24 protein-coding genes are annotated in these 24,037 nt (G+C 76.2%); 18 read left to right on the top strand and 6 right to left on the bottom strand.

From position 1 onward, the window contains the following. Nucleotides 1-91 precede the first annotated feature (91 nt). Nucleotides 92-862, top strand: a complete 771-nt coding sequence (locus BM165_RS16065) for an SDR family NAD(P)-dependent oxidoreductase (RefSeq protein ID WP_075014584.1) — start codon at nucleotides 92-94, stop codon at nucleotides 860-862. 37 nt (nucleotides 863-899) lie between these two features. Then, complete coding sequence (locus BM165_RS16060) at nucleotides 900-1,886, top strand: DNA-3-methyladenine glycosylase family protein (protein WP_244274265.1); 987 nt, start codon at nucleotides 900-902, stop codon at nucleotides 1,884-1,886. Between the two features lie 141 nt (nucleotides 1,887-2,027). Here BM165_RS16060 and rfbA read toward each other — a convergent pair whose 3' ends face one another. From rfbA to cofD, 3 genes are read right to left on the bottom strand one after another with little or no spacing between them, the layout of a single operon-like run. Next, nucleotides 2,028-2,894 (bottom strand): glucose-1-phosphate thymidylyltransferase RfbA, encoded by an 867-nt coding sequence (gene rfbA / locus BM165_RS16055; protein ID WP_075014582.1) that lies wholly within the window; start codon nucleotides 2,892-2,894, stop codon nucleotides 2,028-2,030. 29 nt (nucleotides 2,895-2,923) lie between these two features. Next, on the bottom strand, nucleotides 2,924-3,976 hold the full coding sequence (locus BM165_RS16050) for a coenzyme F420-0:L-glutamate ligase (RefSeq protein ID WP_075014529.1): 1,053 nt from the start codon (nucleotides 3,974-3,976) through the stop codon (nucleotides 2,924-2,926). Beyond that, a complete protein-coding gene (gene cofD, locus BM165_RS16045; protein WP_075014528.1) occupies nucleotides 3,969-4,931 on the bottom strand; it encodes a 2-phospho-L-lactate transferase in 963 nt (320 codons plus the stop codon). The genes BM165_RS16050 and cofD overlap by 8 nt, the downstream gene beginning before the upstream one ends. Nucleotides 4,932-5,254: 323 nt before the next feature. Between cofD and BM165_RS16040 the strand changes: the two genes are divergently transcribed. Then, nucleotides 5,255-5,506, top strand: coding sequence for a WhiB family transcriptional regulator (locus BM165_RS16040; RefSeq protein ID WP_177225219.1), 252 nt, complete (start codon nucleotides 5,255-5,257; stop codon nucleotides 5,504-5,506). 141 nt (nucleotides 5,507-5,647) lie between these two features. Then, nucleotides 5,648-6,529, top strand: coding sequence for a hypothetical protein (locus tag BM165_RS16035; RefSeq protein WP_177225213.1), 882 nt, complete (start codon nucleotides 5,648-5,650; stop codon nucleotides 6,527-6,529). On the opposite strand, the gene BM165_RS16030 is transcribed toward BM165_RS16035, so the two are convergent. After that, nucleotides 6,504-7,523 carry a hypothetical protein gene (locus BM165_RS16030; RefSeq protein ID WP_075014525.1) on the bottom strand — a complete coding sequence of 340 codons (1,020 nt, stop codon included), beginning with the start codon at nucleotides 7,521-7,523 and terminating at the stop codon, nucleotides 6,504-6,506. The two genes, BM165_RS16035 and BM165_RS16030, sit on opposite strands and share 26 nt — an antisense overlap. 73 nt (nucleotides 7,524-7,596) lie before the next feature. Between BM165_RS16030 and BM165_RS16025 the strand changes: the two genes are divergently transcribed. Further along, nucleotides 7,597-8,496 (top strand): hypothetical protein, encoded by a 900-nt coding sequence (locus tag BM165_RS16025; RefSeq protein WP_143108186.1) that lies wholly within the window; start codon nucleotides 7,597-7,599, stop codon nucleotides 8,494-8,496. A gap of 99 nt (nucleotides 8,497-8,595) precedes the next feature. On the opposite strand, the gene BM165_RS16020 is transcribed toward BM165_RS16025, so the two are convergent. Further along, on the bottom strand, nucleotides 8,596-9,075 hold the full coding sequence (locus tag BM165_RS16020; protein ID WP_075014581.1) for a metallopeptidase family protein: 480 nt from the start codon (nucleotides 9,073-9,075) through the stop codon (nucleotides 8,596-8,598). A gap of 242 nt (nucleotides 9,076-9,317) precedes the next feature. On the opposite strand from BM165_RS16020, the gene BM165_RS16015 reads away from it, so the two are divergent. From BM165_RS16015 to hpf, 13 genes are all read left to right on the top strand, one after another. Beyond that, nucleotides 9,318-9,668: a DUF3499 domain-containing protein gene (locus BM165_RS16015; protein WP_075014523.1), complete on the top strand. Its 351-nt coding sequence runs from the start codon at nucleotides 9,318-9,320 to the stop codon at nucleotides 9,666-9,668. A gap of 135 nt (nucleotides 9,669-9,803) precedes the next feature. After that, a complete protein-coding gene (locus tag BM165_RS16010) occupies nucleotides 9,804-11,165 on the top strand; it encodes a phosphomannomutase/phosphoglucomutase (RefSeq protein WP_075014522.1) in 1,362 nt (453 codons plus the stop codon). Continuing rightward, nucleotides 11,162-11,377, top strand: coding sequence for a Trm112 family protein (locus BM165_RS16005; protein WP_075014521.1), 216 nt, complete (start codon nucleotides 11,162-11,164; stop codon nucleotides 11,375-11,377). The genes BM165_RS16010 and BM165_RS16005 overlap by 4 nt, the downstream gene beginning before the upstream one ends. Further along, a complete protein-coding gene (locus tag BM165_RS16000) occupies nucleotides 11,374-12,516 on the top strand; it encodes an SIS domain-containing protein (protein ID WP_075014520.1) in 1,143 nt (380 codons plus the stop codon). The genes BM165_RS16005 and BM165_RS16000 overlap by 4 nt, the downstream gene beginning before the upstream one ends. Before the next feature lie 129 nt (nucleotides 12,517-12,645). Beyond that, nucleotides 12,646-13,602, top strand: a complete 957-nt coding sequence (locus BM165_RS15995) for a DUF808 domain-containing protein (RefSeq protein WP_075014519.1) — start codon at nucleotides 12,646-12,648, stop codon at nucleotides 13,600-13,602. 88 nt (nucleotides 13,603-13,690) lie between these two features. Continuing rightward, complete coding sequence (manA, locus tag BM165_RS15990; protein WP_075014518.1) at nucleotides 13,691-14,866, top strand: mannose-6-phosphate isomerase, class I; 1,176 nt, start codon at nucleotides 13,691-13,693, stop codon at nucleotides 14,864-14,866. A gap of 109 nt (nucleotides 14,867-14,975) precedes the next feature. Beyond that, complete coding sequence (locus tag BM165_RS15985; RefSeq protein WP_075014517.1) at nucleotides 14,976-15,821, top strand: HNH endonuclease family protein; 846 nt, start codon at nucleotides 14,976-14,978, stop codon at nucleotides 15,819-15,821. Nucleotides 15,822-15,943: 122 nt separating this feature from the next. Beyond that, nucleotides 15,944-17,443, top strand: a complete 1,500-nt coding sequence (gene ahcY, locus BM165_RS15980; RefSeq protein ID WP_075014516.1) for an adenosylhomocysteinase — start codon at nucleotides 15,944-15,946, stop codon at nucleotides 17,441-17,443. Nucleotides 17,444-17,685: 242 nt separating this feature from the next. Continuing rightward, a complete protein-coding gene (mtrA, locus tag BM165_RS15975; protein WP_075014515.1) occupies nucleotides 17,686-18,396 on the top strand; it encodes an MtrAB system response regulator MtrA in 711 nt (236 codons plus the stop codon). A gap of 37 nt (nucleotides 18,397-18,433) precedes the next feature. Further along, nucleotides 18,434-20,131, top strand: coding sequence for an MtrAB system histidine kinase MtrB (gene mtrB / locus BM165_RS15970; RefSeq protein ID WP_083427403.1), 1,698 nt, complete (start codon nucleotides 18,434-18,436; stop codon nucleotides 20,129-20,131). Then, nucleotides 20,128-21,843 carry an LpqB family beta-propeller domain-containing protein gene (locus BM165_RS15965; RefSeq protein ID WP_075014514.1) on the top strand — a complete coding sequence of 572 codons (1,716 nt, stop codon included), beginning with the start codon at nucleotides 20,128-20,130 and terminating at the stop codon, nucleotides 21,841-21,843. Before mtrB ends, BM165_RS15965 begins: the two co-directional genes overlap by 4 nt. A gap of 74 nt (nucleotides 21,844-21,917) precedes the next feature. After that, complete coding sequence (locus BM165_RS15960; RefSeq protein WP_075014513.1) at nucleotides 21,918-22,646, top strand: ComF family protein; 729 nt, start codon at nucleotides 21,918-21,920, stop codon at nucleotides 22,644-22,646. Between the two features lie 95 nt (nucleotides 22,647-22,741). Continuing rightward, entirely contained in the window at nucleotides 22,742-23,431 is a 690-nt protein-coding gene (hpf, locus tag BM165_RS15955) for a ribosome hibernation-promoting factor, HPF/YfiA family (protein ID WP_075014512.1), read from the top strand. Nucleotides 23,432-23,484: 53 nt separating this feature from the next. Here the strand turns inward: hpf and BM165_RS15950 are convergent, their stop codons facing one another. Next, nucleotides 23,485-24,036 carry a GNAT family N-acetyltransferase gene (locus tag BM165_RS15950; RefSeq protein ID WP_075014511.1) on the bottom strand — a complete coding sequence of 184 codons (552 nt, stop codon included), beginning with the start codon at nucleotides 24,034-24,036 and terminating at the stop codon, nucleotides 23,485-23,487. Between the last annotated feature and the right edge of the window lies 1 nt (nucleotide 24,037).

Genomic DNA, 24,037 nt, shown 5'->3' with positions numbered 1-24,037 from the left:
GGGCGCGCACGCGTGTGCGCCCACCGTCGAGGTCGCGGGGCCGTGGGCACCCGGTGCCAGGGGAGTCGCGGCCCGTGGTGTGATGCCCGGCATGCAGAGCTTCGACGTCGCAGCTGTCGTGTCCGGAGGGGCCTCCGGCCTCGGTGAGGCCACCACCCGTGCGCTGGTCGCGCGCGGTGCCGCGGTGACCGTCGTCGACCTCAACGAGGAGCGCGGGAACGCGCTGGCCGCCGAGCTCGGCGGGCACACGACGTTCGTCCGCACCGACGTCACCGACGAGGCGCAGGTCGCCGCGGCGATCGAGGACGCCACCGGCAAGGACCGGCCGCTGCGGGTCGCCGTCAACTGCGCCGGCATCGGCTGGGCGCAGCGCACCGTGGGCAGGGGCAACGTCGCCCACGACCTCGACCCGTTCCTCCGCACCGTCCAGGTCAACCTCGTCGGCACCTTCAACGTGCTGCGCCTGGCCGCGGCGGCGATGGCGGCCACCGAGCCGGAGGAGGACGGCGAGCGCGGCGTCGTCGTCAACACCGCCTCGATCGCGGCGTTCGACGGGCAGATCGGGCAGATCGCCTACGCCGCCTCCAAGGGCGGGATCGTCGGCATGACGCTGCCGGCGGCGCGCGACCTGTCCAGCGTGGGCGTGCGCGTGTGCACGATCGCCCCGGGCCTGGTCGACACCCCGCTGCTCGGCAGCCTGCCCGAGGAGGCGCGCACCGCGCTGGCCAACGGCATCCCGTTCCCGAAGCGGCTGGGCCGCCCCGACGACTTCGCCCGCCTGGCGCTCGGCATCATCGAGCACGGCTACCTCAACGGCGAGACGATCCGCATGGACGGGGCCCTGCGCATGGCCCCGCGCTGATCCGCACGACCCGTCTCCCTCTTCCCCGGAGATCCGCGTGACCACAGCACTGCCGGCCGCGACCCCGCCGGTCCCCGCACCCCGTCCCGGGAGCGGCCCTCCCGGCACCGGTGCCGACGCCGACTTCGCCGACCGCTGGCGGCCGGACTGGCGGTTCGACCTGCGGGCCGTGCTCCGCCCGCACCAGCGCAGCGCCGGTGACCCGACGATGCAGTGGGACGGCGACGCCGTGTGGCGGACGACGACCACGCCGTGCGGCCCGGCCACCGTGCGGATCACCTGCCGCGGCGGTGAGGTGCAGGTGCTGGCGTGGGGCCCGGGCGCGGAGTGGGCGGGGACGGCGGTGCCCGGCTGGCTCGGTGCGCACGACGAGCCCGAGGGTTTCGACCCCGGGTGCCACCCGCTGCTCCGCGAGATCGCCCGGCGCACGCCCGACCTGCCGCTGAGCCGCACCGGCCGCACCTGGGACGCGCTCGTGCCGGCGGTGCTCGAGCAGAAGGTCACCGTGATCGAGGCGCACCGCGTCTGGCGGGCGCTGCTGCGGCTGGCCGGCGAGCCCGCCCCTGGCCCGGCGCCGGTGGGCATGCGGGTGCTGTTCAGCCCGCGCCGCATGCTCGACGTCCCCGACTGGGAGTGGCACCGCTGCGGCCTCGACGGCGCCCGGCGCCGGGCGCTGCGGCACGTCGCCTCGGTCGCCCACGCGCTCGAACCCGACGGCGACTGCGACTCACCGACCCTGCAGCGCCGTCTGCGCACCGTCCCGGGCATCGGGGTGTGGACGGCGGCCGAGGTCGTCCAGCGCACCCTCGGCTGCCCGGACACCGTCAGCTACGGCGACTACCACCTCAAGAACCTGGTGGGCTGGTCGCTGGCCGGCCGCAAGACCGACGACGACGGGATGATGGTGCTGCTCGAGCCCTGGCGCGGGCACCGGCAGCGGGTGGTGCGGCTGCTGCACCTCGGCGGGAGCATGCCGCCCCGGCGCGGGCCCCGGACGGCGCCGACGAACCACCGCCGGATCTGAGCGCGGGGCGGTCCTCCCGCACCGCCGGACGTCCTCTCGCACCGCCGGGCGTCCTCCCGCACCGCCGGGCGTCCTCCTGCACCGCAGGACGTGAGGGAGGACGCCCGACGATCAGGTCACCTGATCGTGGCCCGGGCGCCCTCAGCGCTCGTCGAGCAGGCCGAGCAGGTAGTCGCCGTAGCCGCTCTTGGCCAGCGGCTCGGCGGCGCGGCGCAGGCCGTCGTCGTCGAGCCAGCCCTGCCGCCAGGCGACCTCCTCGATGCAGCCGACCTTGAGGCCCTGCCGCTCCTCGACCACCGAGACGAACTCCGTCGCCTGACGCAACGAGGTGAACGTCCCGGTGTCCAGCCAGGCGGTGCCGCGGTCGAGGACGGTGACCGTCAGCCGGTCCTCGCGCAGGTAGTGCTCGTTCACGGCGGTGATCTCCAGCTCGCCGCGCGCGCTGGGCCGGATGGAGCGCGCGACGTCGACCACCGACGACTCGTAGAAGTACAGGCCGGGGACGGCGTAGGAGCTCTTCGGCCGGGCCGGCTTCTCCTCGATGGACAGCACCCGGCCCTCGCGGTCGAACTCCACGACGCCGTAGTCGGCCGGGTTGGCCACGTGGTAGGCGAAGACGTGCCCGCCGTCCGGCTCGGGCAGCCGGCCCAGCGCCGTGCCGAGGCCGGCGCCGTAGAAGATGTTGTCGCCCAGCACCAGGGCCACCGGCTGGTCGCCGACGAAGTCCGCGCCGATGAGGAAGGCCTGCGCCAGCCCCTCCGGGCGCTCCTGCACGGCGTACTCGATCCGCATGCCCAGACGGGCGCCGTCGCCGAGCAGGGCCCGGAACGCGGCCTGGTCGCCGGGGGTGGTGATCACCAGCACCTCGCGGACGCCGGCCATCATCAGCGTGGAGAGCGGGTAGTAGACCATCGGCTTGTCGTAGACCGGCATGAGCTGCTTGCTGACCGCCTGCGTGATCGGGAAGAGGCGGCTGCCGGTGCCCCCGGCCAGGATGATCCCCCGCATGCCGGCGGACGCTACCGAGGCGGACGCGGTCAGGCCCGGGGGGAGCCGAGCCACAACCTCCCGACGAGTGAGGAGCCGCCCGGCGTGCCCACCGGTTCCCAGCGGGTCGCCCAGCCCTCGGCGTGCAGCTGCACCACGACCGCGCCGAGCAGCGCCCCCAGGTTGAGCGCCGCGGTGGTGGTGGCCCGCTCGACCAGGTGCACGTCGACGACGCCGTCGCCCCCTCCGCCGTGCCGCAGCACCACCGGGAACTCCGGCAGCGCGGCGCTGGCCACCCGGAACGCGTCGGCCACCGCCTCGCGGTCGCCGTCGCGGGGCACGAGGTCCGCGGCCGGCCGCCGGCTGGGCACCAGGTCGCGGCTGCCGTAGGGGAACAGGTCGCCGGGGCCCAGCCGCACGAGGGGCCGGGTGCCGGCGTCGTCGGCGACGGCCGGGTACGACAGCCCCCGGACGACGGCGACCGGCACGCCGTCGAGCTTGCCCTTGACCAGGTCGGCGGCCGCGGCGAGCTCGTCGACGACGGCGACCTGGGTGGTCTCCAGCCGGTTGCCGTGCACGTCGACCGCGCCGCGGTGGTCGACGAGCGCGGGGATGCCCGCGGCCCCCACCGCGACGTCGGTGAGCCCCTCGCGCCAGGTCCGGCCGAAGGTGTCGCTGACGACCACCGCCACGTCGACGCCGAGCAGCTCCCGCAGCCGGCCGCGCAGGGCACGGGCGGAGGCGTCGGCGTCCTCGGGCAGCAGCACCAGCGTGTCGCCGGGGACGTTGGAGGCGTCGATGCCGGCCGCGGCGACCACCCACCCGTGCCGCGTCTCGACGATCTTGAGCGGTCCGCGGCGGGCGACCACCCGCACCGTCTCGTCGTCGACGGCCCGCTGCCGGACGGCCTCGCGGTCGGCGCCCGGCGGCACGGGGACCACCCGGCCCTCGACCTTCGACACGACCTTGGAGGTGACGACGACGACGTCGCCGTCGGCCAGCCAGGGCGCGGCGGCGGCCACCGCTCCCGCGAGGTCGTCGCCGGCGGTGAACTCCGGCAACCCGCGGACGGGGAGGATCCCGATGCCGGCCGGCTCAGTCATCGAGGCCGACACCCGCGGCGTCGAGTGCGGCGCGGGCCATCGCGGCGGTCGCCTCGGGCGAGCTCATCAGCAACGGCACCGCCCGCACGTCGACGCCGGGCACCTGTGCGGGGTCGCCGGTGTGCACGAGCCAGGCGTCGAGCAGGCCGCCGTCGGAGCGCGCGCCGTAGTGCCGGCCGACGCCCTCCGCGCTGACCTCGACCCCGAGCACCGGCAGGCAGCGGTCGGCCATGCCGCGGACCACGCCGCCGCCGACGACCGGGGAGACACCGACGACGCGGCCCGGCGTGGCGCGCAGCGCGTCGCGCAGCCCGGGCACGCCGAGGATCGTGCCGATCGACACGACGGGGTTCGACGGCGCCAGGACGACGGCGTCGGCGCGGGCCAGCGCCTCGGCCACCCCGGGCGCCGGGCGGGCCTGCTCGGCGCCGACCTGCACGAAGGCGTGCGGCTCGGGCGCGGCCCGGTGGCGCACCCACCACTCCTGGAAGTGGATCGCGGTGCGGCGGCCGTCGTCGGGGTCGTCGACGACGACGTGGGTCTCCACCCGCTGGTCGCTCATCGGCAGCACCGTCACACCGGGTTGCCAGCGGTCGGCGAGTGCGGCGGTGACGTCGGAGAGCGGGTAGCCGGCGTCGAGCATCCGCGTGCGGACCAGGTGGGTGGCGAGGTCGCGGTCGCCCAGGCCGAACCAGGTGGGCTCGGCGCCGTAGGCGGCCAGCTCCTCCTTGACCGTCCAGGTCTCGCCGGCCCGGCCCCAGCCGCGCTCGGGGTCGATGGCGCCGCTCAGGGTGTAGACGACGGTGTCGAGGTCGGGGCAGATCCGCAGCCCGTGCAGGGTCACGTCGTCGCCGGTGTTCACCACGGCCGTGACCGACGACGGCGGCGTGACGGCCCGCAGGCCGGTGAGGAACCGGGCGCCCCCGACGCCCCCGGCGAGCACGACGATCTCCACGAAAGTCATCGTGCCCCATGGGCACTTGTCCACTGTTCGACGGGCGTGTCGGGTGGGTGCACGAGATGTGACGAACGCCGCGTGACGGGTGTGGCTCCTGTGGTCAAGCGCTTACACCGGGCGCAGTTGACGCTCGGGCAACGACACGCGTGTAATTCCGGCGGTGTGAGGCGCGGGTGAGCGCCGGGAGAAGACCCGGTGCCCCGCGTCCGGACGACAGCGAGAGGGGACGCATCGTCATGGCAGAGGTCTCGTGGCTGAGCGACTACGTCAGCGGAGCGGAGCGGTCCGGCCGGGATGCCGGGCCGGCCGACCAGGGGCTGATGGGGATGCTCGGCGTGGGCCTGACCGACGACGTCGCGTCCTGGCAGGAGCGCGCCCTGTGCGCGGAGACCGACCCGGAGGCGTTCTTCCCCGAGAAGGGCGGCTCGACCCGCGAGGCGAAGAAGATCTGCACCGGCTGCGAGGTCAAGGCCGAGTGCCTGGAGTACGCGCTCGCCAACGACGAGCGGTTCGGCATCTGGGGCGGGCTCTCGGAGCGGGAGCGCCGCCGCCTGCGCCGCCGCGCCATCTAGCCGCGCAGAGCCCCCTGCCGGGGGCCGAGCGGGACCGTCCGACACACCGCCGTGCGACACCCCCCGTCCACCACCGCAGCCCCCGACGGCACCGCCGTCGGGGGCTGCGGCGTCCCCGGGGCCGTGTGGTCCGATGACCGGATGACCGGACCGCGACGGGACACCCGGGTCGCCGGCGGCCGGGCCGCGGTGGCGCGCGAGATCCGGGCGGCCGCAGGTCTGGCCCGTGACGTCCGGGCGCCGCTGACCGCGTCGGCGCCGTGGCTGACCGCCGTGCTGTCGGTGCAGGCGGCCCACCGCCGGCCGCGCCTGCTGCCCGCCGCGGTCGTGGTCGAGGCCCGCCCGGGACGGCCCGACGCGATCGCCCTCCTCGCCCTGGCCACCGCCGGCCCGGTGGTCACCGCCACCCTCCTCGGCGACGGGCTGCCCGTCCCCGGCGGCCGGCCCGCGGCCCGGCTGCCCGCCCGGGACGACGACGCCGCCGCGCGCCTGGCCGCCGGCGTGCTCGGCCTGCTGACCTCCTGCCGCCGGCCCTGGCGGCTGCGGCTCGCGGGGCTGCCGCTGGGCGACCCGACGGTTCGCGCGCTGGCCCGGCTGCGCCCCGACGCGGTGGTGGCCTCCCGCCGTAGCCACCGCCTGGTCGACGACCTCGGCACCCGGCCCGGCCGGGTCGTCCGCAGCCGCGACCCCGGGGCCGTCGACGCGGCGCTCCCGGCGCTGCTGGCCGGGGTGCGCGACGCCCGGGCCCGCGACCTGGTACGCGCCGCGGCCCGGCTGCACGCCGCGGCCGGCCGGGTCGAGGTGGCGGTGCTGACCGCCGGCGGGCGGGAGCGGGCGGGCCTGCTCACGCTCGTCGACGGGGAGGACCGGTCGCCCTGGCACGGGTGGGGGGACGGCCTGCGCGAGGAGCCCGGGGCCCCGCTCGTCGGCGTCTCGGTGGGCGGCCGCGGGCGGGTGGCGCGCGCGGTGCTCGACGGGGCGGCCGCGCTGCTGCCGGTCAGCCCGCGACGCGGATCCGGTTGAGCACCGGGTCGTCGACGGCGGCCGCGCGCTCGGTGCCGAGGAACATCGTCCCGTCGGCGGGCGCCTCGCCGTCGCGCAGCCGCCCGGCGGGGGCCGCGACGACGCTGAGGTCGTACACGCGCCCGGTGTAGGCCGGCGGTGTGCCCGTGGGGCGGGTGTAGGTGGGGAACCGGCCGGCCAGCCGCAGCGCGTCGCCGTCGCGGGTGACCGTCAGCGCCGGGGTGGGCAGGTCGGCGTACTCGGTGCCGGCGGGCCGGCAACCGGCCGCGACGGGGTCCTCGGGCGCGGTGGTGCCCAGGCAGTTCCAGGCCGGCAGCCGCACGTGCGCCAGCGCCGCTCCGCCCTCGCCGACCGTGACGCTCACCGCCGGGTAGGCGACGGTCACGCCGACCGCGCGCCGCTCGAGCACCAGCCCGCCGAGGGTGAGCCGGGCGCTCGCGCCGTCGTCGCCGAGGGGGACCGACCGGGCCGCCAGCAGCCCGGCGCCGTGCTCGCCCGGCAGCGGGTCGGCCGGGACCGGCGGCAGGTCGGGCGGGCGGGGCCTCGGCGCCGGCGGGGTGGTCGACGGCGCGGCCGTCGAGACGGCCGGGGGAGGAGCCGCGGTGGGTGTCTCGGCGTGGCCGGGCAGCAGGGCGAGGACGGCCAGGGCGGCGACGAGCGCCAGGGCCGCCGCGGCGAGCGCGGCGACCGTGTGCCCGGCGCGGCCGTCATCCGGGTCCCCACCGGCGACCGGGGGCTCCGCCCGCTCGGGAGCGGGCGGCCGCGGGGTGCCCGGCGGCGCCTCGAGGAACGCCGGGAGGTCGTCCTGCGCCCAGCGCCGGACGGCGGGGGCCACGGGTCCGGCGACCGGGGGCGCGGCGGCAGGGGGAGGGGCCTCGGGCGCGACGCCGGTGCGCCCCGGCCACGTGCGGGCCAGCGCCACGCCCACCGCGACCAGCGCCAGCAGCGCTCCGGCGAGCACCACCCAGGCGGCGGCCGGCGCGGGGGAGTCCATCCCCCAGAGCATCGCAGGGCACCGGGGCGGCCACCTGCGTGCGGCGGGTGGCGCGTCCTGTCACGATCCCCGGGTGGCAGGCAGCGAGACGACCTCGTCCGGACTCCGCGACCGCGTGACCGCGCTGCTCACCGAGCTCGGCGTCACCGCGCCCGTCCTGGGGGTGACCGACCTGAGCGCCCGGCTCGGGGTCGTGCAGGGCGTGCTGGCCGACCGGGTGGTCGACCTCGCCGTCACCGAGAGCGGGCGGCGGCGGCTGCGGGCCGAGCTGCGCGGCCGGCGCTGGGCCGAGGAGCGGCAGGTCGGCGTCCCCGAGGTGCTCGCGGCGGCCGACGACGGCCGGTGGCTGCTGTCGCGCCGCGTCCACCCGGGGCCCTCCGGTGGGGCGCGCTGGACGGCGGCGGCGGTCGAGACGGCGGTCCGCATCGCACCGCTGCCGGTGCCGCCCGGGCAGCCCTGGTCGCCGCCGGCCGGCCCCGCCGTCCGCCGGGTGCGGGCCACGGTCGGCGAGACCGGCCGGCTGCTGCGCGGCGGGCTGCGGCTCGGTGAGCTGCGGGCCGTCCGCGCCGCCGCGGCGCAGCTGCCGCTGTCGGAGGTCGGTCACGGCGACTACCGCGCCGCCAACCTCGTCGTCGACGACGACGCGCCCGGCGGCGAGGACCGGCTGGTCGTCCTGGAGTGGTCCGGGGTGCGTGCCGCGCCCCGGCACCGCGACCTGCTCACGCTCTGGGCCACCACCCCCGACCCGCAGGACCGCGCACAGGTCGGCGAGGTGGTCCTCTCCCGCACCGCCGGCTGGGAGGAGCCCGACGTCGGCCTGCTCTGGCACGCCGTCGCGCTGGAGCAGCTGGTCGCCCGGCTCACCCGCGCCGACCGCGGCGACGGGCTGGACGCCGCCTTCGCCCGCGCTCGGCTCGACGAGGCCCGCGCGATGGCCGACGAGCTCGGCAGCCCGGTCGCGCCCCGCGGCTGACGGCCCGGTCCGGAGGCCCACGTCCGCCCGCGAACCGGGGAGGTGACCCCACGCCGCGCGAACCGTCACTGATCGAACGTGTGTTCGGGCGCCGCGCCGCTAGCCCGTGGGGTCGATCTCCTCCGGGTCGCGGCCCAGCAGCACCGCCACCTGGTCGACGACGACGTCGCGGACGAGGTCGGCGAGGTCGTCGTGGTCGTGCGCCCGGATCTCCAGCGGCCGCCGGTAGACGACGATCCGCGCCGGCACCTCGCGGCCGTCCTCCCGGTGGGCGGGCAGCACGCGGGCCAGCGGCACCGTCGCGTCGTCGAGCACGTCGGGGTCGAGCACCACCTCGTCGGGGCTGGTGTGGTCGACCCAGGGGACGTCCTCGACGGCGAACTCGACGCCGGCCAGCTCCCGCTCCCAGCGGCGCTCGATGTCCTCGACCGCGTCGAGCACGAGGTCGTCGAACTGCTCCGCGCGGCTGCGCGACAGGGGCACCTCCTCCGGCACCAGGCGTCCGCGCAGGCCCCGGCCGTGCCGGTCGCGACGGGAGCGGGCGGGGCCCGAGGAGGGGCGGGAGGCGGGTCGGCTCATGGCGGGGCGAGCGTACGGCGCGCCGGAGGGCGCGGGCAGCACGCGCGGCGGGTGTCCGGCGGGCCCGGCCGGACGCCCCGGCGGACACCTCGGCCGGACACCGTGGCCCCCGCCTGCGCGGACCCGGTGCCGGGGCGCACGGGGACGTCGGGTTGGATGGGAGAGGAGGGGTGGAGGAACCGGTGCGCCTGCTCGCCGGAGCCCGTGTGCGGGGCTACTGTGCTGCGCGTGAGGAACCGGTGGTGAGGCAGTCCCGTCGCTGCTCGCGCAGCGGCTGCGCGCAACCAGCGGCGGCGACCCTGACCTACGTCTACGCCGAGTCGACCGCCGTCGTCGGCCCGCTGGCCACGTTCTCGGAACCGCACAGCTACGACCTCTGCGAGTTCCACGCCGAGCGGCTGACCGTGCCGCGCGGCTGGGAGGTCGTCCGGCACGAGATCGACCTCGAGGACTCCGGCCCGACCGGGGACGACCTGCTCGCGCTGGCCGACGCCGTCCGCGAGGCCGCCCGCCCCGAGCCCCCGCGCGCCCCGGCCGACGACGGCCGCGGCACCCGGCGCGGCCACCTGCGGGTCCTGCCCGACCTCGACTAGCCGGAGGACCCCACGGCCCTCGCGGGCCCGGGTCGGACCCCTGCGGTGGGGCCACCGGGGGCCGGGTCCCGCTGCCGCCGTTAAGGTCGACCGGCACCGGGGACCGCCCGGGCACCGGCCGGGCGAGGGTGGGCAGTGGCGGATCTGTCGTCGATCATCAAGGCCTACGACGTGCGGGGCGTGGTCCCCGACCAGTGGGACGAGGACGTGGCGCGGCGCATCGGCGCCGCCTTCGCCGAGTTCGTGGTGGGCGAGACCGGCGCGACCGCCGTCGTCACCGCGCACGACATGCGCCCCTCGTCGGTGCCGCTGTCGCGGGCCTTCGCCGAGGGGGTGCTCTCCCGCGGCGTCGACGTCGTCGAGGCCGGTCTCGGCTCCACCGACCTGCTGTACTTCGCCGCCGGGTCGCTCGACGTGCCCGGCGCGATGTTCACCGCCAGCCACAACCCCGCGCAGTACAACGGGATCAAGCTCTGCCGCGCCGGCGCCGCCCCAGTGGGCCAGGAGTCCGGGCTGGTCACCATCCGCGAGTGGGCCGAACGCGACAGCTACGAGCGGGCGCCGGAGCGCACCGGCGGGGTGTCGCAGCGCGACCTGCTCGCCGAGTACGCCGCCCACCTGCGCTCCCTGGTCGACCTCTCGGCCATCCGCCGGCTGCGGGTCGTCGTCGACGCCGGCAACGGCATGGGCGGGCACACCGTGCCGGTGGTCCTCGACGGGCTCCCGCTCGACGTCGTCCCGCTGTACTTCGAGCTCGACGGCACCTTCCCCAACCACGAGGCCAACCCCCTCGACCCGGCCAACCTCGTCGACCTGCAGGAGGCCGTCCGCCGCGAGGGCGCCGACATCGGCCTGGCCTTCGACGGCGACGCCGACCGGGTGTTCGTCGTCGACGAGCGCGGCGAGCCGGTGAGCCCCTCGGCGGTCACCGCGCTGGTCGCCGTCCGGGAGCTGGCCAAGGGCCGGGGGACGACGGTCATCCACAACCTGATCACCTCGCGCGCGGTGCCGGAGATCGTGCGCGAGCACGGCGGCCAGCCGGTGCGCACCCGCGTCGGGCACTCGTTCATCAAGGCCGAGATGGCCCGCACCGACGCCGTCTTCGGCGGCGAGCACTCCGCGCACTACTACTTCCGCGACTTCTGGCGGGCCGACACCGGCATGCTCGCCGCGATGCACGTGCTGGCCGCCCTCGGCGAGCAGGGCCGCACCCTGTCGGAGCTCACCGCCGGGTACAGCCGCTACGCCGCCTCCGGCGAGGTCAACTCCACCGTCGACGACGCCGCCGCGCGCACCGCCGCCGTCCGCGAGGCCTTCGAGGCCGAGGGCGGGACGGTCGACGAGCTCGACGGGCTGACCGTCGACCTCCCCGACGGCTCCTGGTTCAACCTGCGGGCCAGCAACACCGAGCCGCTGCTGCGGCTCAACGTCGAGGCGCCCGACCGCGCGAGGATGGAACGGCTGAGGGACCGAGTGCTGGAGATGGTGCGCGCGTGACGACTGCCCAGGGTCCGCTGGGCCTGGACCCGGCCCTGCTGGAGATCCTCGCCTGCCCCGACACCCACCACACCCCGCTGACCGTCGACGAGGCGGCGAGCGAGCTGCTGTGCACGACCTGCGACCGCGCGTTCCCCGTGCGCGACGGGATCCCGGTGCTCCTGCTCGACGAGGCGCGCCGCCCCGACGGATCGGGGACGGCCACGCCGTGACCTCGCCCGAGCTGGCCGAGGAGGTCCTCGACGACCTCGACGTGCTGCGCGCCCGCGACCCCCGCGGCCTGCTGCCCGCCGTCGCCGGCGCGGGCGCGCAGGTGCGCGAGACCTCGCGGCTGCTCGACGAGGCCGGGCTTGACCGGGTCACCGGCGGTGGCCGCCCGCGGGGGCTGGTGATCGTCGCCCGCCGTGAGGGGGCCGTCGCCGCCGCGGTGCTGCGCGCACTGCTCGGCCCGGGGAGCCCGGTCACCGTCGACGTCGTCCCGGGGCCGGACCTGCCGGTGTGGACCGGGCCGACCGACATCGCCGTCGTGGCCACCCGCACCGGCTCCGGCCGCTACGCGGTGACCCCGGCCTACGAGGCGGCCCGCCGGGGCGTGACGCTGCTCGGCATCGGCGCCGAGGACGCCCCGCTGCGGGCGGCCTGCTCCACAGCGCGGATGCCCTACGTCCCGCTGCCGCGCTCGCGCGTCCGGCACACCACCCTGTGGTCGCTGCTGACGCCGCTGCTGCGGCTGGCCACCGAGCTCGAGCTGGTGCGGCCGGACGTGGCCGACCCGCAGGAGATCGCCACCGCCCTCGACGAGATCGCCGTCGAGTGCGGGCCGACCCGGGAGTCCTTCGTCAACCCGGCCAAGACCCTCGCCCTCGAGCTGCTCGACGCCTTCCCGGTGCTCGCCGCCGAGGGGCCGCTCGCCGAGACCGTCGCCGACCGCTTCGCCGACCAGCTCGCCACCCTCGCGGGGCTGCCCACCAGCCGGTTCCGCCTGCCCGACCAGCGGGTGGCCGCCTGCGCGGTCCTCGGCGGCCCGCTGGCCGCCGGCGACCCCGACGACTTCTTCCGCGACCGTTCCGAGGACGTCGGCCGCCGGCTGCGGCTGCTCACCGTCCGCGACACCGACGCCGCCCACCACGACGGCGCGGGGGAGCGGGAACCGCGGTCGGCCCGGGAGGCGCTGGACGAGGTCCTGCGCACCGCGGCGTCCTCGAACGTGCCCGTCAGCGGCCTGGCGGAGCACGGCGACCCCGAGCGGCACGGCCGGCTGCCCCGCCTCGCGCGGCAGCTGGCGGTCGCCGACTTCAGCGCCGTCTACCTGGCGCTGGCCCTCGACCAGGAGCGGGCGTTGCGCCGCTGACCCGGCCGCCGGAGGAGGACACCCCGCGGACGAGCGCGTTCCGACCCGCCGACGCCGGGTACTGGGCACGGGACGCACGGCCGGAACCGGACGAGCGCAACGACTGCTGACCGACTGGAAGGACCTCCCGTGGCCGGTGGACTCGTGGCCCTGTTCGACGACGTGGCGCTGCTGGCGCGCGCCGCCGCCGCCTCGATCGACGACGTCGGCGCGGCCGCGGGGCGGGCCGGGGTGAAGGCCGCTGGCGTCGTCGTCGACGACACCGCCGTCACGCCGCAGTACGTGCGTGGCCTGAGCGCCGACCGCGAGATCCCGATCATCCGCAAGATCGCGATGGGGTCGCTGCGCAACAAGCTGCTGATCATCCTCCCGGCGATCCTGCTGCTCAGCCAGTTCCTGCCCTGGGCGCTCACCCCGATCCTCATGGTCGGTGGTGCCTACCTCTGCTACGAGGGCGCCGAGAAGATCTGGCACCGGCTGCGGGGCGGCCACGACGACCACGCCTCGCCCGAGCAGGCGATGCCGGACGAGAAGACGATCGTGTCGGGGGCCGTGCGCACCGACTTCATCCTGTCGGCCGAGATCATGGTCATCTCGCTCAACGAGGTGGCCAGCGAGGGGTTCTGGTCCCGGGCGATCATCCTCGCGGTCGTCGCCGTGGCCATCACCGTCCTGGTGTACGGCGTCGTCGGGCTGATCGTGAAGATGGACGACGCCGGGCTGCGCCTGTCCCAGACCGGCAAGAAGGGCGTCGCCGCGTTCGGCCGCGGCCTGGTCAAGGGCATGCCGAAGCTGCTCAGCGCCCTGACGGTGATCGGGACCGCCGCGATGCTGTGGGTGGGTGGCCACATCCTGCTGATCGGCAGCGACGAGCTCGGGCTGCACGCGGTCTACGGCTTCGTGCACCACCTGGAGGAGCTGGCGCACGACGCCACCGGCGCGCTCGGCGGGGTCGTGGGCTGGCTGGTCAACACCGTCGCCAGCGCACTGGTCGGCCTCGTCGTCGGCGCGCTGGTCGTCCTCGTCCTGAGCCTCACGCTGCACCGGCGCAAGGACACCGCCGCCACCGGCACCACCTCGCACTGACCGCGCCGCCCGCACCCGCCGGCGGCCTCCCCCGGAGGAGCGACGGCCCGGCGGGTACGGGGCCGTCCCGCCGGTAGCCTCCTGGGCGATGTGGCAGATGACCAACGCGGTGCGGCACTACCCCTGGGGCTCCCGGACCGTCATCCCCGAGCTGCTCGGGGAGCCGACGCCGTCCGACCGCCCGCACGCCGAGCTGTGGATGGGCGCCCACCCGGACCAGCCGAGCGTGCTCGCCGACGGCCGCCGGCTCGACGCGGCGATCACCGCCGACCCCGAGCTGCTGCTGGGTCCCTCCGTCGTCGAGCGGTTCGGGCCCCGGCTGCCGTTCCTGCTCAAGGTGCTCGCCGCCGACACCCCGCTGTCGCTGCAGGCGCACCCGACGATGGAGCAGGCGCAGGCCGGCTTCGCCGCCGAGGAGGCCGCCGAGATCCCGCGGAACGACCCGACGCGGACCTTCAAGGACCCCTGGCACAAGCCCGAGCTCATGCTGGCGCTGACCACCTTCGAGGCGCTCTGCGGCTTCCGGCCCGTGGAGGAGTCGCTGCACTGCCTGGCCAAGCTGCAGCTCCCCGAGCTCAAGCCGACGATCGCCGCGCTGGCCCGTGGCGGCCTGCAGGCGGCGATCCCGCAGCTGCTGGGGCTGTCGGGCAAGCGCCGCACGCACCTGGTCGAGGTGGTCGCGCACCGGGCCGCCGAGTTCGTCGCCGCGCACGACCCGGAGTTCATCAACACCTACCGCTGGGCCGCCACGCTCGCCGAGACCTACCCGGGCGATCCCGGCGTGGTGATCTCACTGATGTGCAACCACCTCAAGCTCGCCCCCGGTGAGGCGGTCTTCCTGCCCGCCGGGAACCTGCACGCCTACCTCTCCGGCGCCGGCGTCGAGGTGATGGCCAGCTCCGACAACGTGCTGCGCGGCGGCCTGACCAGCAAGCACGTCGACCTCGCCGCGCTTATCGAGGTCCTCGACTTCTCCGACGGCAAGATCCCGGTCCTCCATCCGGTCCTGGGTCCCGGCGGGCTGCGCTACCCGGTGCCGGTCGAGGACTTCGACCTCACCCGCGCCCAGCTCGACGAGCAGACCGGCCCGCTGACCACCCGCGGCCCGCAGGTGCTGCTGTGCACCGAGGGTCGCGCGGTCCTCGCCGGGACCGACGGCGAGATCGTGCTCGAGCGCGGCCAGTCGGCCTTCGTCCCGGCCGCCGCCCCCGTCACCGCCCGCGGCCCGGCCGTGCTCTACCGCGCCACCACCAACCTGCGCTGAACGGACCCGCGCCGGCGGACGAGCGCCGACGGACCCGCGCCGGCCGGGCCGGGTCCTCCCGCCGCGTGTCGCGACCCGGCCCGCCCGCACGGCGGACGTAGCGTCGGCCGTGCCCTCCCGGACCCGTCGCAGAGCGCTGCCGGTGCTGGCGGCCGCCGTCGCCGGCGTCCTCGCGTCCGGCTGCCAGGTCCTCACCGACGAGGCCCCGCCGACGCCCGCCGGGAGCGCGCTCGAGGCCCTCGACGCCGTCGACGTCCGCGGCCGGGCGCCCCGCACCGGCTACGACCGGGACGAGTTCGGCTCCGGCTGGGTCGACACCGACCGCAACGGCTGCGACACCCGCAACGACGTCCTCGCCCGCGACCTCACCGGTGAGGTGTTCGAGCCGGGCACCCGCGGGTGCATCGTCGTCTCCGGCACCCTGGCCGACCCCTACTCCGGCGCCACCATCGCGTTCCGCCGCGGCGAGGGGACCAGCGAGGCGGTGCAGATCGACCACGTCGTCGCCCTGTCCGACGCCTGGCAGAAGGGCGCCCAGCGGTGGGACGACGCCCGCCGCGTCGAGTTCGCCAACGACCCGCTCAACCTGCTCGCCGTCGACGGCCCGCTGAACCAGGCCAAGGGCGACTCCGACGCCGCCACCTGGCTGCCGCCGCAGCGCTCCTACCGCTGCGCGTACGTGGCCCGCCAGGTCGCGGTCAAGGTCGAGTACGGGCTGTGGATGACCGCCGCCGAGCGCGACGCCGTCGCCGGCGTCCTGCGCGGCTGCCCGGACGAGCCGCTGCCGGGCAGCGTGCCGCTGCCGGCCCAGGAGACCCCGCCCGCCGAGGTCACCGGGCCCTATCCCGACTGCGCGGCGGCCCGCGCCGACGACGCCACCCCGCTCCGCGAGGCCGACCCCGGGTGGAACCCCGACCTCGACGGCGACGGCGACGGCGTGGGCTGCGAGTCCTGACCCGCCCGCCGGGCCGGCGGTATGCTCGACGACGGCACGAGCCCCGCCGAAGCCTCGGCATGCTCGCTCATCTCAGCGACCCCGAGTCCCCGCTCCCGCGGGGACGTCGACCCTGGAGCGACATGACCGCCTCTACCGGCACCCGCACGCTGTCCACCCCGAACGGCGCGGCCGACTTCAAGGTCGCCGACCTCTCCCTGGCCCCGTTCGGCCGCAAGGAGATCCAGCTCGCCGAGCACGAGATGCCCGGCCTCATGGCGCTGCGCGCCGAGTACGGCGACGAGCAGCCGCTGGCCGGCGCCCGCATCGCGGGCTCGCTGCACATGACCGTGCAGACCGCCGTCCTCATCGAGACCCTCGTCGCGCTCGGCGCCGACGTCCGCTGGGTCTCCTGCAACATCTTCTCCACCCAGGACCACGCCGCCGCGGCGATCGTCGTCGGCCCCGAGGGCACTGCTGAGGAGCCCGCCGGCGTCCCGGTGTTCGCCTGGAAGGGCGAGACGCTGGAGGAGTACTGGTGGTGCACCCAGCGGCTGTTCGAGTTCCGCGACGAGGCCGGTGACGTCGTCGGCCCGAACATGCTGCTCGACGACGGCGGCGACGCCACCCTGCTGGTCCACCTCGGCACCCGCTTCGAGGCCGACGGCGCCGTCCCGGACACCACCGAGGCCGACTCCGAGGAGTACGGCGTCATCCTCGACGTGCTGCGCGGCACGCTGGCCGCCGACGCCGGCTACTGGACCCGCATCGGCCAGGGCATCAAGGGCGTCACCGAGGAGACCACCACCGGCGTCATGCGCCTCTACGAGCTGGCCCGCGACGGCCGGCTGCTGTTCCCGGCGATCAACGTCAACGACTCGGTGACCAAGAGCAAGTTCGACAACCTCTACGGCTGCCGCCACTCGCTCATCGACGGCATCAACCGCGCCACCGACGTGATGATCGGCGGCAAGGTCGCCGTCGTCTGCGGCTACGGCGACGTCGGCAAGGGGTGCGCGGAGTCGCTGCGCGGCCAGGGCGCCCGGGTGATCGTCACCGAGATCGACCCCATCAACGCCCTGCAGGCGGCGATGCACGGCTACGAGGTGACCACCCTCGAGGAGGTCATCGGCAAGGCCGACATCATCATCACCGCGACCGGCAACCGCGACATCATCACCGCCGAGCAGCTCGGTCAGACCAAGCACCAGGCGATCATCGGCAACATCGGGCACTTCGACAACGAGATCGACGTGGCCGGCCTGGCGCGCACCCCCGGCATCACGCGGACGACGATCAAGCCGCAGGTCGACGAGTGGCGGTTCGCCGACGGCCACACGATCATCCTGCTCTCCGAGGGCCGCCTGCTGAACCTCGGCAACGCCACCGGTCACCCCAGCTTCGTCATGAGCGCCTCGTTCTCCAACCAGGTGCTCGCCCAGATCGAGCTGTGGGGCAACCGTGCGGCCTACGAGGGCAAGGAGCCCACGGTCACCGTGCTGCCGAAGAAGCTGGACGAGCACGTCGCGCGGCTGCACCTCGACGCGCTCGGCGTCAAGCTGACCGAGCTGTCGAAGACGCAGGCCGACTACATCGGCGTGCCGGTCGAGGGCCCGTACAAGAGCGAGCACTACCGCTACTAGGAGGACCCCGCTGCCCCCCACCCTTCGCAGGCTCAGGGTGGGGCCCTGCAGCGGGGCCGTTCCAGCACGTCACCACGCTCGCGGCGAGCCCCTGCGAGGGGGCCGTTCCAGCACGTCACCAGGCCGTTCCGTCCCCTCACCAGGGCCGTGACGTCACCCGCAGGGGGGTGATGGGGCTGCTGGGTCCGGCTCGCCGGGCCCAGCAGCCCCGTTACTGTCTCGTGACGTCGCAGAATGGTCACGTGTCTCCGAGCGCAGCAGCGAACAACGGGCCCAGCCGCGGCCGCGTCCTGGTCGTCGACGACGACGCCGCCCTCGCCGAGATGCTCGGCATCGTGCTGCGACGGGAGGGCTACGACCCCGCCTTCGTCTCCGACGGCAACCGCGCGCTCTCGGTCTTCCAACAGACCCGCCCCGACATCGTCCTGCTCGACCTGATGCTGCCCGGCCGCAACGGCCTGCAGATCGCCCAGGACATCCGCGCCCAGTCCACCGTCCCGATCGTCATGCTCACCGCCAAGGGCGACACCATCGACGTCGTCCAGGGCCTCGAGGCCGGCGCCGACGACTACGTGACCAAGCCGTTCAAGCCGGTGGAGCTCGTCGCCCGCGTTCGTGCCCAGCTGCGCCGCGGCGAGACCGGGCAGGCGGAGTCGCTGGCCATCGGCGACGTGCAGATCGACGTCCCCGCCCACCAGGTGACGCGCGACGGGCAGCCGATCCCGCTCACCCCCCTGGAGTTCGACCTGCTCGTGGCGCTGGCCCGCAAGCCGCGGCAGGTGTTCACCCGCGAGCTGCTGCTCGAGCAGGTCTGGGGCTACCGGCACGCCGCCGACACCCGGCTGGTCAACGTCCACGTGCAGCGGCTGCGCGCCAAGATCGAGCGCGACCCCGAGAAGCCCGAGATCGTGCTGACCGTCCGCGGGGTCGGCTACAAGGCGGGCCCACCGTGACCGGCCGCGCCGGACCGTCCGGCCCGGGACGGCACCCGTGAGCACCGGCGACCGGGCGGTCCTGGCCGGCCCCGCCGAGGCGGTCCGCCGCCGGCTGCCGCGGGACCTGCCCACGCTGCGGCGCGGCGTGCGCCGCCGGGCCGGTCGCGCCCGCCGCCTCACGCGGTCGCTGACGGCCGGCGCGGTGTCGGCGTGGCGGTCCTCCCTGCACGTGCGCATCGGCGCCATCACCATGGTCGTGGCCGGCACGGTCGTCGTCATCGTCAGCCTCGTGCTGTTCAGCCAGATCCGCACGCAGCTGCTCGCCGTCAAGGAGCAGGCCGCCGTCGACCAGGTGCAGGCGGGCGTCTTCTACGCCCAGTCCGAGGTCGTCGGCATCGCCGCCGGCGACGCGGCCAGCGTGCGCACCGCGCTGCAGCGCACCGTCGACGGCCTGCTCAGCCGTGGCGGGTCGGCCGGCGACTTCGCCGTCGTCGCCGTCTACCGCACCGGCGACACCGAGCGGCCGCCGGCCTTCAGCCGGTCCGGGATCTACCCGGCGCTGCCCGACGGGCTGCGCGCCGGTGTCGCCGGCGGCGGCCAGTACGCCCAGTACGCCATGGTGCCCAACGCCGCCGAGGAGCCGCGGCCGACACTGCTGGTCGGGGCGCCGGTCCCCGGCGGGGCGTCGTCGGCCGGCCAGATCGAGCTCTACTACGCCTTCCCCCTCGACCAGGAGGAGGAGACACTGTCACTGATCCGCAGCACCGTGGCGATCAGCGGCATCGCGCTCACCCTCTTCGTGGCCGGCATCGGGGTGCTGGTGACCCGGCTGGTGGTCGACCCCGTCCGGCGAGCGGCCGGCACCGCGCAGCGGCTGGCCGAGGGTCAGCTCGAGGAGCGGATGACCGTCCGCGGCGAGGACGACCTGGCGCGGCTGGCGACCAGCTTCAACGCCATGGCCGACAGCCTGCAGCGCCAGATCACCCAGCTCGAGGGCCTCTCGCAGCTGCAGCAGCGGTTCACCTCCGACGTCAGCCACGAGCTGCGCACCCCGCTGACGACGGTGCAGATGGCCGCCGACGTCCTCCACGAGTCCCGCGGGGACTTCCCGCCGCACGTGGCGCGCTCGGCCGAGCTGCTGCACGAGGAGCTCGACCGCTTCGAGCGGCTGCTGTCGGACCTGCTGGAGATCAGCCGCTACGACGCCGGTGCCGCCGTCCTGGACTGGGCGCCCACCGACCTCGGCGTGCTCGTCGCGCGGGTGACGGACGGCATGTCGGCCCTGGCCGCCCGGCACGGCTGCGAGCTGCAGGTCACCTGCCCGCGGGACCCGGTGATCGCCGAGGTCGATGCGCGGCGGGTCGAGCGCATCCTGCGCAACCTCGTCGGCAACGCCATCGAGCACGGCACCGCCAAGCCGGTCGAGGTGACGCTCGCGGCCAACCGGACGGCGGGCGCGGTCACCGTCCGCGACCACGGCGTCGGGCTGTCCTCGGCGGAGGCGCAGCACGTCTTCGACCGCTTCTGGCGGGCCGACCCCTCGCGGGTGCGCACCGTCGGCGGCAGCGGCCTGGGCCTGTCGATCAGCCTCGAGGACGCCCGGCTGCACGGCGGGTGGCTGCAGGTGTGGGGCCAGCCGGGGGTCGGCGCGCAGTTCCGGCTCACCGTCCCGCTGGCCGCGGGGTCGGACCTGACCAGCTCCCCGCTGCCGCTGCGCCCGACGATCGTGCGCCGGCCGGCGGTGCGGCGGTGAACCGGCGCCGGGCCGCCCTGGCCGCGCTCCTCCTGGGGCTCCTGACCGCCTGCTCGACGGTGCCCACCGGCTCGGCGCCGATGCAGATCACCGAGGGCCCGGCCCGGCCGGCGGCCGAGGTGGGTATCGAGCCGATGGGGCCGGCGGCCGGCGCGTCCCCGGAGGAGATCGTCCGTGGCTTCGTCGACGCCGCGGCCAGCGCCGTCCAGCGACACCCGGTCGCCCGCGACCACCTGACCCCCGACGCCGCGGCCACCTGGTCCGACGAGGCCGGCATCACCCTGGTCGCCGCCGACTACGCCGCCGTCGCCACCGACGCCGGCACCGTCCGCATGACCGGCGACCTGGTCGGCTCCGTCGACCCCCGCGGCGTGTTCACCGCCGCGTCGGGCGAGCCGTTCACCCACGAGTTCACCCTGGCCGAGGTCGGGGGAGAGCGGCGCATCGCCAACCCGCCCGACGGGCTGGTCATGCTGGTGCCCGACTTCGAGCGGCTCTACGACGACCTCTCCGCCTACTTCGTCGACCCCACCGAGCAGCGGGTGGTGCCCGACCCGCGGTACGTCCTCGGCGGGGAGGCCCAGCCGACGACGCTGGTGCAGCGGCTGCTCGACGGGCCGTCGCCGGCCCTGGCCGCCGGGGTCGGCAACGCCCTCGCCGGGGTCACGCTCGCCCGGGCGGCCACCGTCGACGGCTCCACCGTGACCGTCGACCTCGACGGCCTCGGGGACGCGTCGCCGGTGCAGCTGTCGCAGCTGTGCGCCCAGCTGGTGTGGACCCTCGACCAGCTCGACGGCATCAGCTCCGTCCGCGTCACCGTCGACGGCGACCCGCTCACCCTCCCGGGCGTGCCGATCGTGCAGCGCACCGACGACTGGGCCGCCTTCAGTCCCGAGTCCGTTCCCGCCGACGCCGACGGCCACCACCTCGACGCCGGCCGGCTGATGACCGTCGACGGCCAGCCCGCCCCCGGTCCGGCCGGGACGGGCGCCTACGGCCTGTCGTCGGCCGCGGTGTGGGCCGACCCGCGGACCAGCGCGCTGACCGACATGGTCGGCGTCTCGGTCAGCGGGCCGACCGCGACGCTGCTGGCCGGCAAGTACGGGCAGGACCTCGTGGCGCAGGGCACCGCGAGCCGCTACTCCGCCCCGACCGTCGCCGCCACCCGCCCGGAGTTCTGGGTCGTCCGCGACGAGACCGCCGTGGTCCGGGTGCCCGCGGGGGGCTCCCTGCAGCCGGTGAACGCGCCCACCCTGCCCGGGCAGGGCCGGGCGACGGCGCTGCAGCTCTCACCGGACGGGGTGCGGGCCGCCGTCGTCGTCAACGGCAGCAACGGCTCGGCGCTGCTGGTCGGCACGGTCGTGCGCACCGACGACGGCTCGGTCGCGCTGCGCGACCTGCGCGAGGTCGCACCGGCGCTCAACGGGGTGCTCGACGTCGCGTGGCGGACCGCGGGCAGCCTGATGGTGCTCGCCGCGGACGGCAGGGAGGACGGCGTGGTGCCCTACGTCGTCGGGGTCGACGGGTGGGGCCTGGCCGAGATGCCGACCTCCGGCCTGCCCAGCCAGCCCACGGCGCTGGCCGCCGCACCCGGTCAGCAGCCCCTGGTCAGCGCCGGCGGCTCGGTGTGGGAGCTGTCCGGCGGCACCTGGGTGACCCTCATCCGCGGGCAGCAGCCGGTGCCGGGGACGGAGCCGTTCTACCCCGTCTGACGACCGCCCGGGCCGCTGTCCACAGATCCGGCCGCGGTCCCGGGGAGCGGGCCGACCGGCCGCAGGCTGGGGCGGTGGGAGGACTCGGCGCGGCGCTCACCGACCTCGTCCTGCCCCGCACGTGCGCCGGGTGCGGGGTGCCCGGGCCGGTGCTGTGCCGGCGCTGCGCCCGGCTGCTGACCCGGCCGCGGGAGGCCACCCCGCGCCGGGTGCCGTGGGGCATGCCCCCGACGGTGGCCGCCGGCGCCTACGCCGGGCCGGTGCGCCCGGCGGTCGTCGCCTTCAAGGAGCGCGGGCGGTCGGAGCTCGCCGGGCCGCTCGGCGCCGCCCTCGCGCTGGCCGTCGCCGTGCACGCCGCCCTGCTGCCCGGCCGGCCGGTGCTGCTGGTCCCGCTGCCGCCCACCCGCGCGGCGCTGCGGGAGCGCGGCCGCGACCACGTGCGCGAGCTCGCCGTCGCCGCCGTCGCCGAGCTGCGGGCGGCCGGCGTCGACGCGGCGGAGGCGCGGCTGCTCGCGCGCACCGGCCGGGTCCGCGACTCGGCCGGGCTGACGGTCGCCCAGCGGCGGGCCAACCTGGCCGGGACGGTCACCGCCCGGGCCGCACCGCTGCCCCCGGGAGCCGTGCTCGTGGTCGTCGACGACGTCGTGACCAGCGGCGCCACGCTCACCCAGGCGGCCGCCGCGCTGGCCGCGACGGGGGCCGCCGGCGACGGGCCGGTCCTCGCCGCGGTGGTCGCCGCGACGCCCCGTCCCGTTCCCCGGGACGTCGCCGCCGTGTCGCCGGCGGTGCCGCCCGGCCGATGACGCCGGGGCCCGCGGGCGGCCGTCTCGATCGACTGTCCGGCCCCCGGGCAGGCGACTAGCGTGCGATTGGTCACACCCGACGACCGGGAGGTCTGATGGAGATCGTGGTCCGTGGCCGTAACGTCGAGGTCCCCGAGCACTTCCGCCAGCGCGTCGAGGACAAGGTCGGCCAGCTCGAGCGGTTCGACGGCAAGCTGTCCCGCATCGACGTGGAGTTGTTCCACGAGAAGAACCCGCGCCAGTCCGCGAACTGCCAGCGTGTGGAGATCACGCTGCGCGGCAAGGGGCCCGTGGTCCGCGCCGAGGCCTGCGCGCCGGACTTCTACGCCGCGCTCGACCTGAGCGCCGGCAAGCTCGACAACCGGCTGCGCCGCGCCAACGACCGCCGCCGCGTCCACCACGGCCGGCGCACCCCGGCCAGCGTACGCGTCCCGGGCGCCCCCGACACCGGCCCGCTGGAGACACCGGTCGCCGACGTCGACGCCGTCGACCTGCCCGCCGACGGCGCCCCGCTGGTCACCGACCTCGACGAGCACCTGCCGGGACAGATCGTCCGGGAGAAGCACCACCCCGCCGTCCCGATGACCGTGGACCAGGCCCTGCTCGAGATGGAGCTCGTGGGGCACGACTTCTACCTGTTCCACTGCGCGGACACCGGGCGGCCGACGGTCGTCTACCGGCGGCACGCCTTCGACTACGGCCTCATCCGCCTGGTCGACCAGCCGCTCGGCGAGGCGGCGACCACCACCGCCGACCACACCGAGCCGGCCGCCGTCCCGCACTGACCCACCGGTCGCACGGCAGGGGCCCGGCCACCAGGCCGGGCCCCTGCTGCGTCCTAGTCGCCGGCCAGCCGGCCGAACAGCACCGCGTCGGCGCGGCCGCCGTCCCGCAGGGGCAGGCAGCCCCGGACCACGCCCTCCCGGGTGAACCCCGCCCGCACCGCCACCGCCTGCGAGACCGGGTTGCCGACGTCGACGACGAGGTGCACCCGCGGCGCGCCGTGCGCGAACGCCCACCGGGCCAGCCCGTCGGCCATCTCGGCGGCGTACCGGTGGCCGCGGGCCCACGGCGCGACGGAGTAGCCGATCTCGGGACCGAGGTGCCGCACGCCGGGCAGCACCAGTCCCGCGGTGCCCACGAACGCGCCGCCGGCCTCGGCCACGACGGGCAGGCCGGTGCCCTCGGCGCGCTGCCGTGCGGTCGACGTCAGCCACGCGGAGGCGTCCGCGGGGGTGTAGGGCACCGGGGCCGCGGTGATCCAGCGCTGCGTCTCCGGGTCCTGCATCGCGCGGTGCACCGCGTCGACGTCGTCGAGCGTGGGCGGGCGCAGCAGCAGGCGGGCGGTGCGGATGACCTCGGTGGTCAGGTCGGTGCCGTCGAGCTCCATC

Source organism: Geodermatophilus obscurus (assembly GCF_900115395.1).
Taxonomy (GTDB): Bacteria; Actinomycetota; Actinomycetes; order Mycobacteriales; family Geodermatophilaceae; genus Geodermatophilus; species Geodermatophilus obscurus_B.
This window is presented reverse-complemented; position numbering and strand designations above follow the sequence as displayed.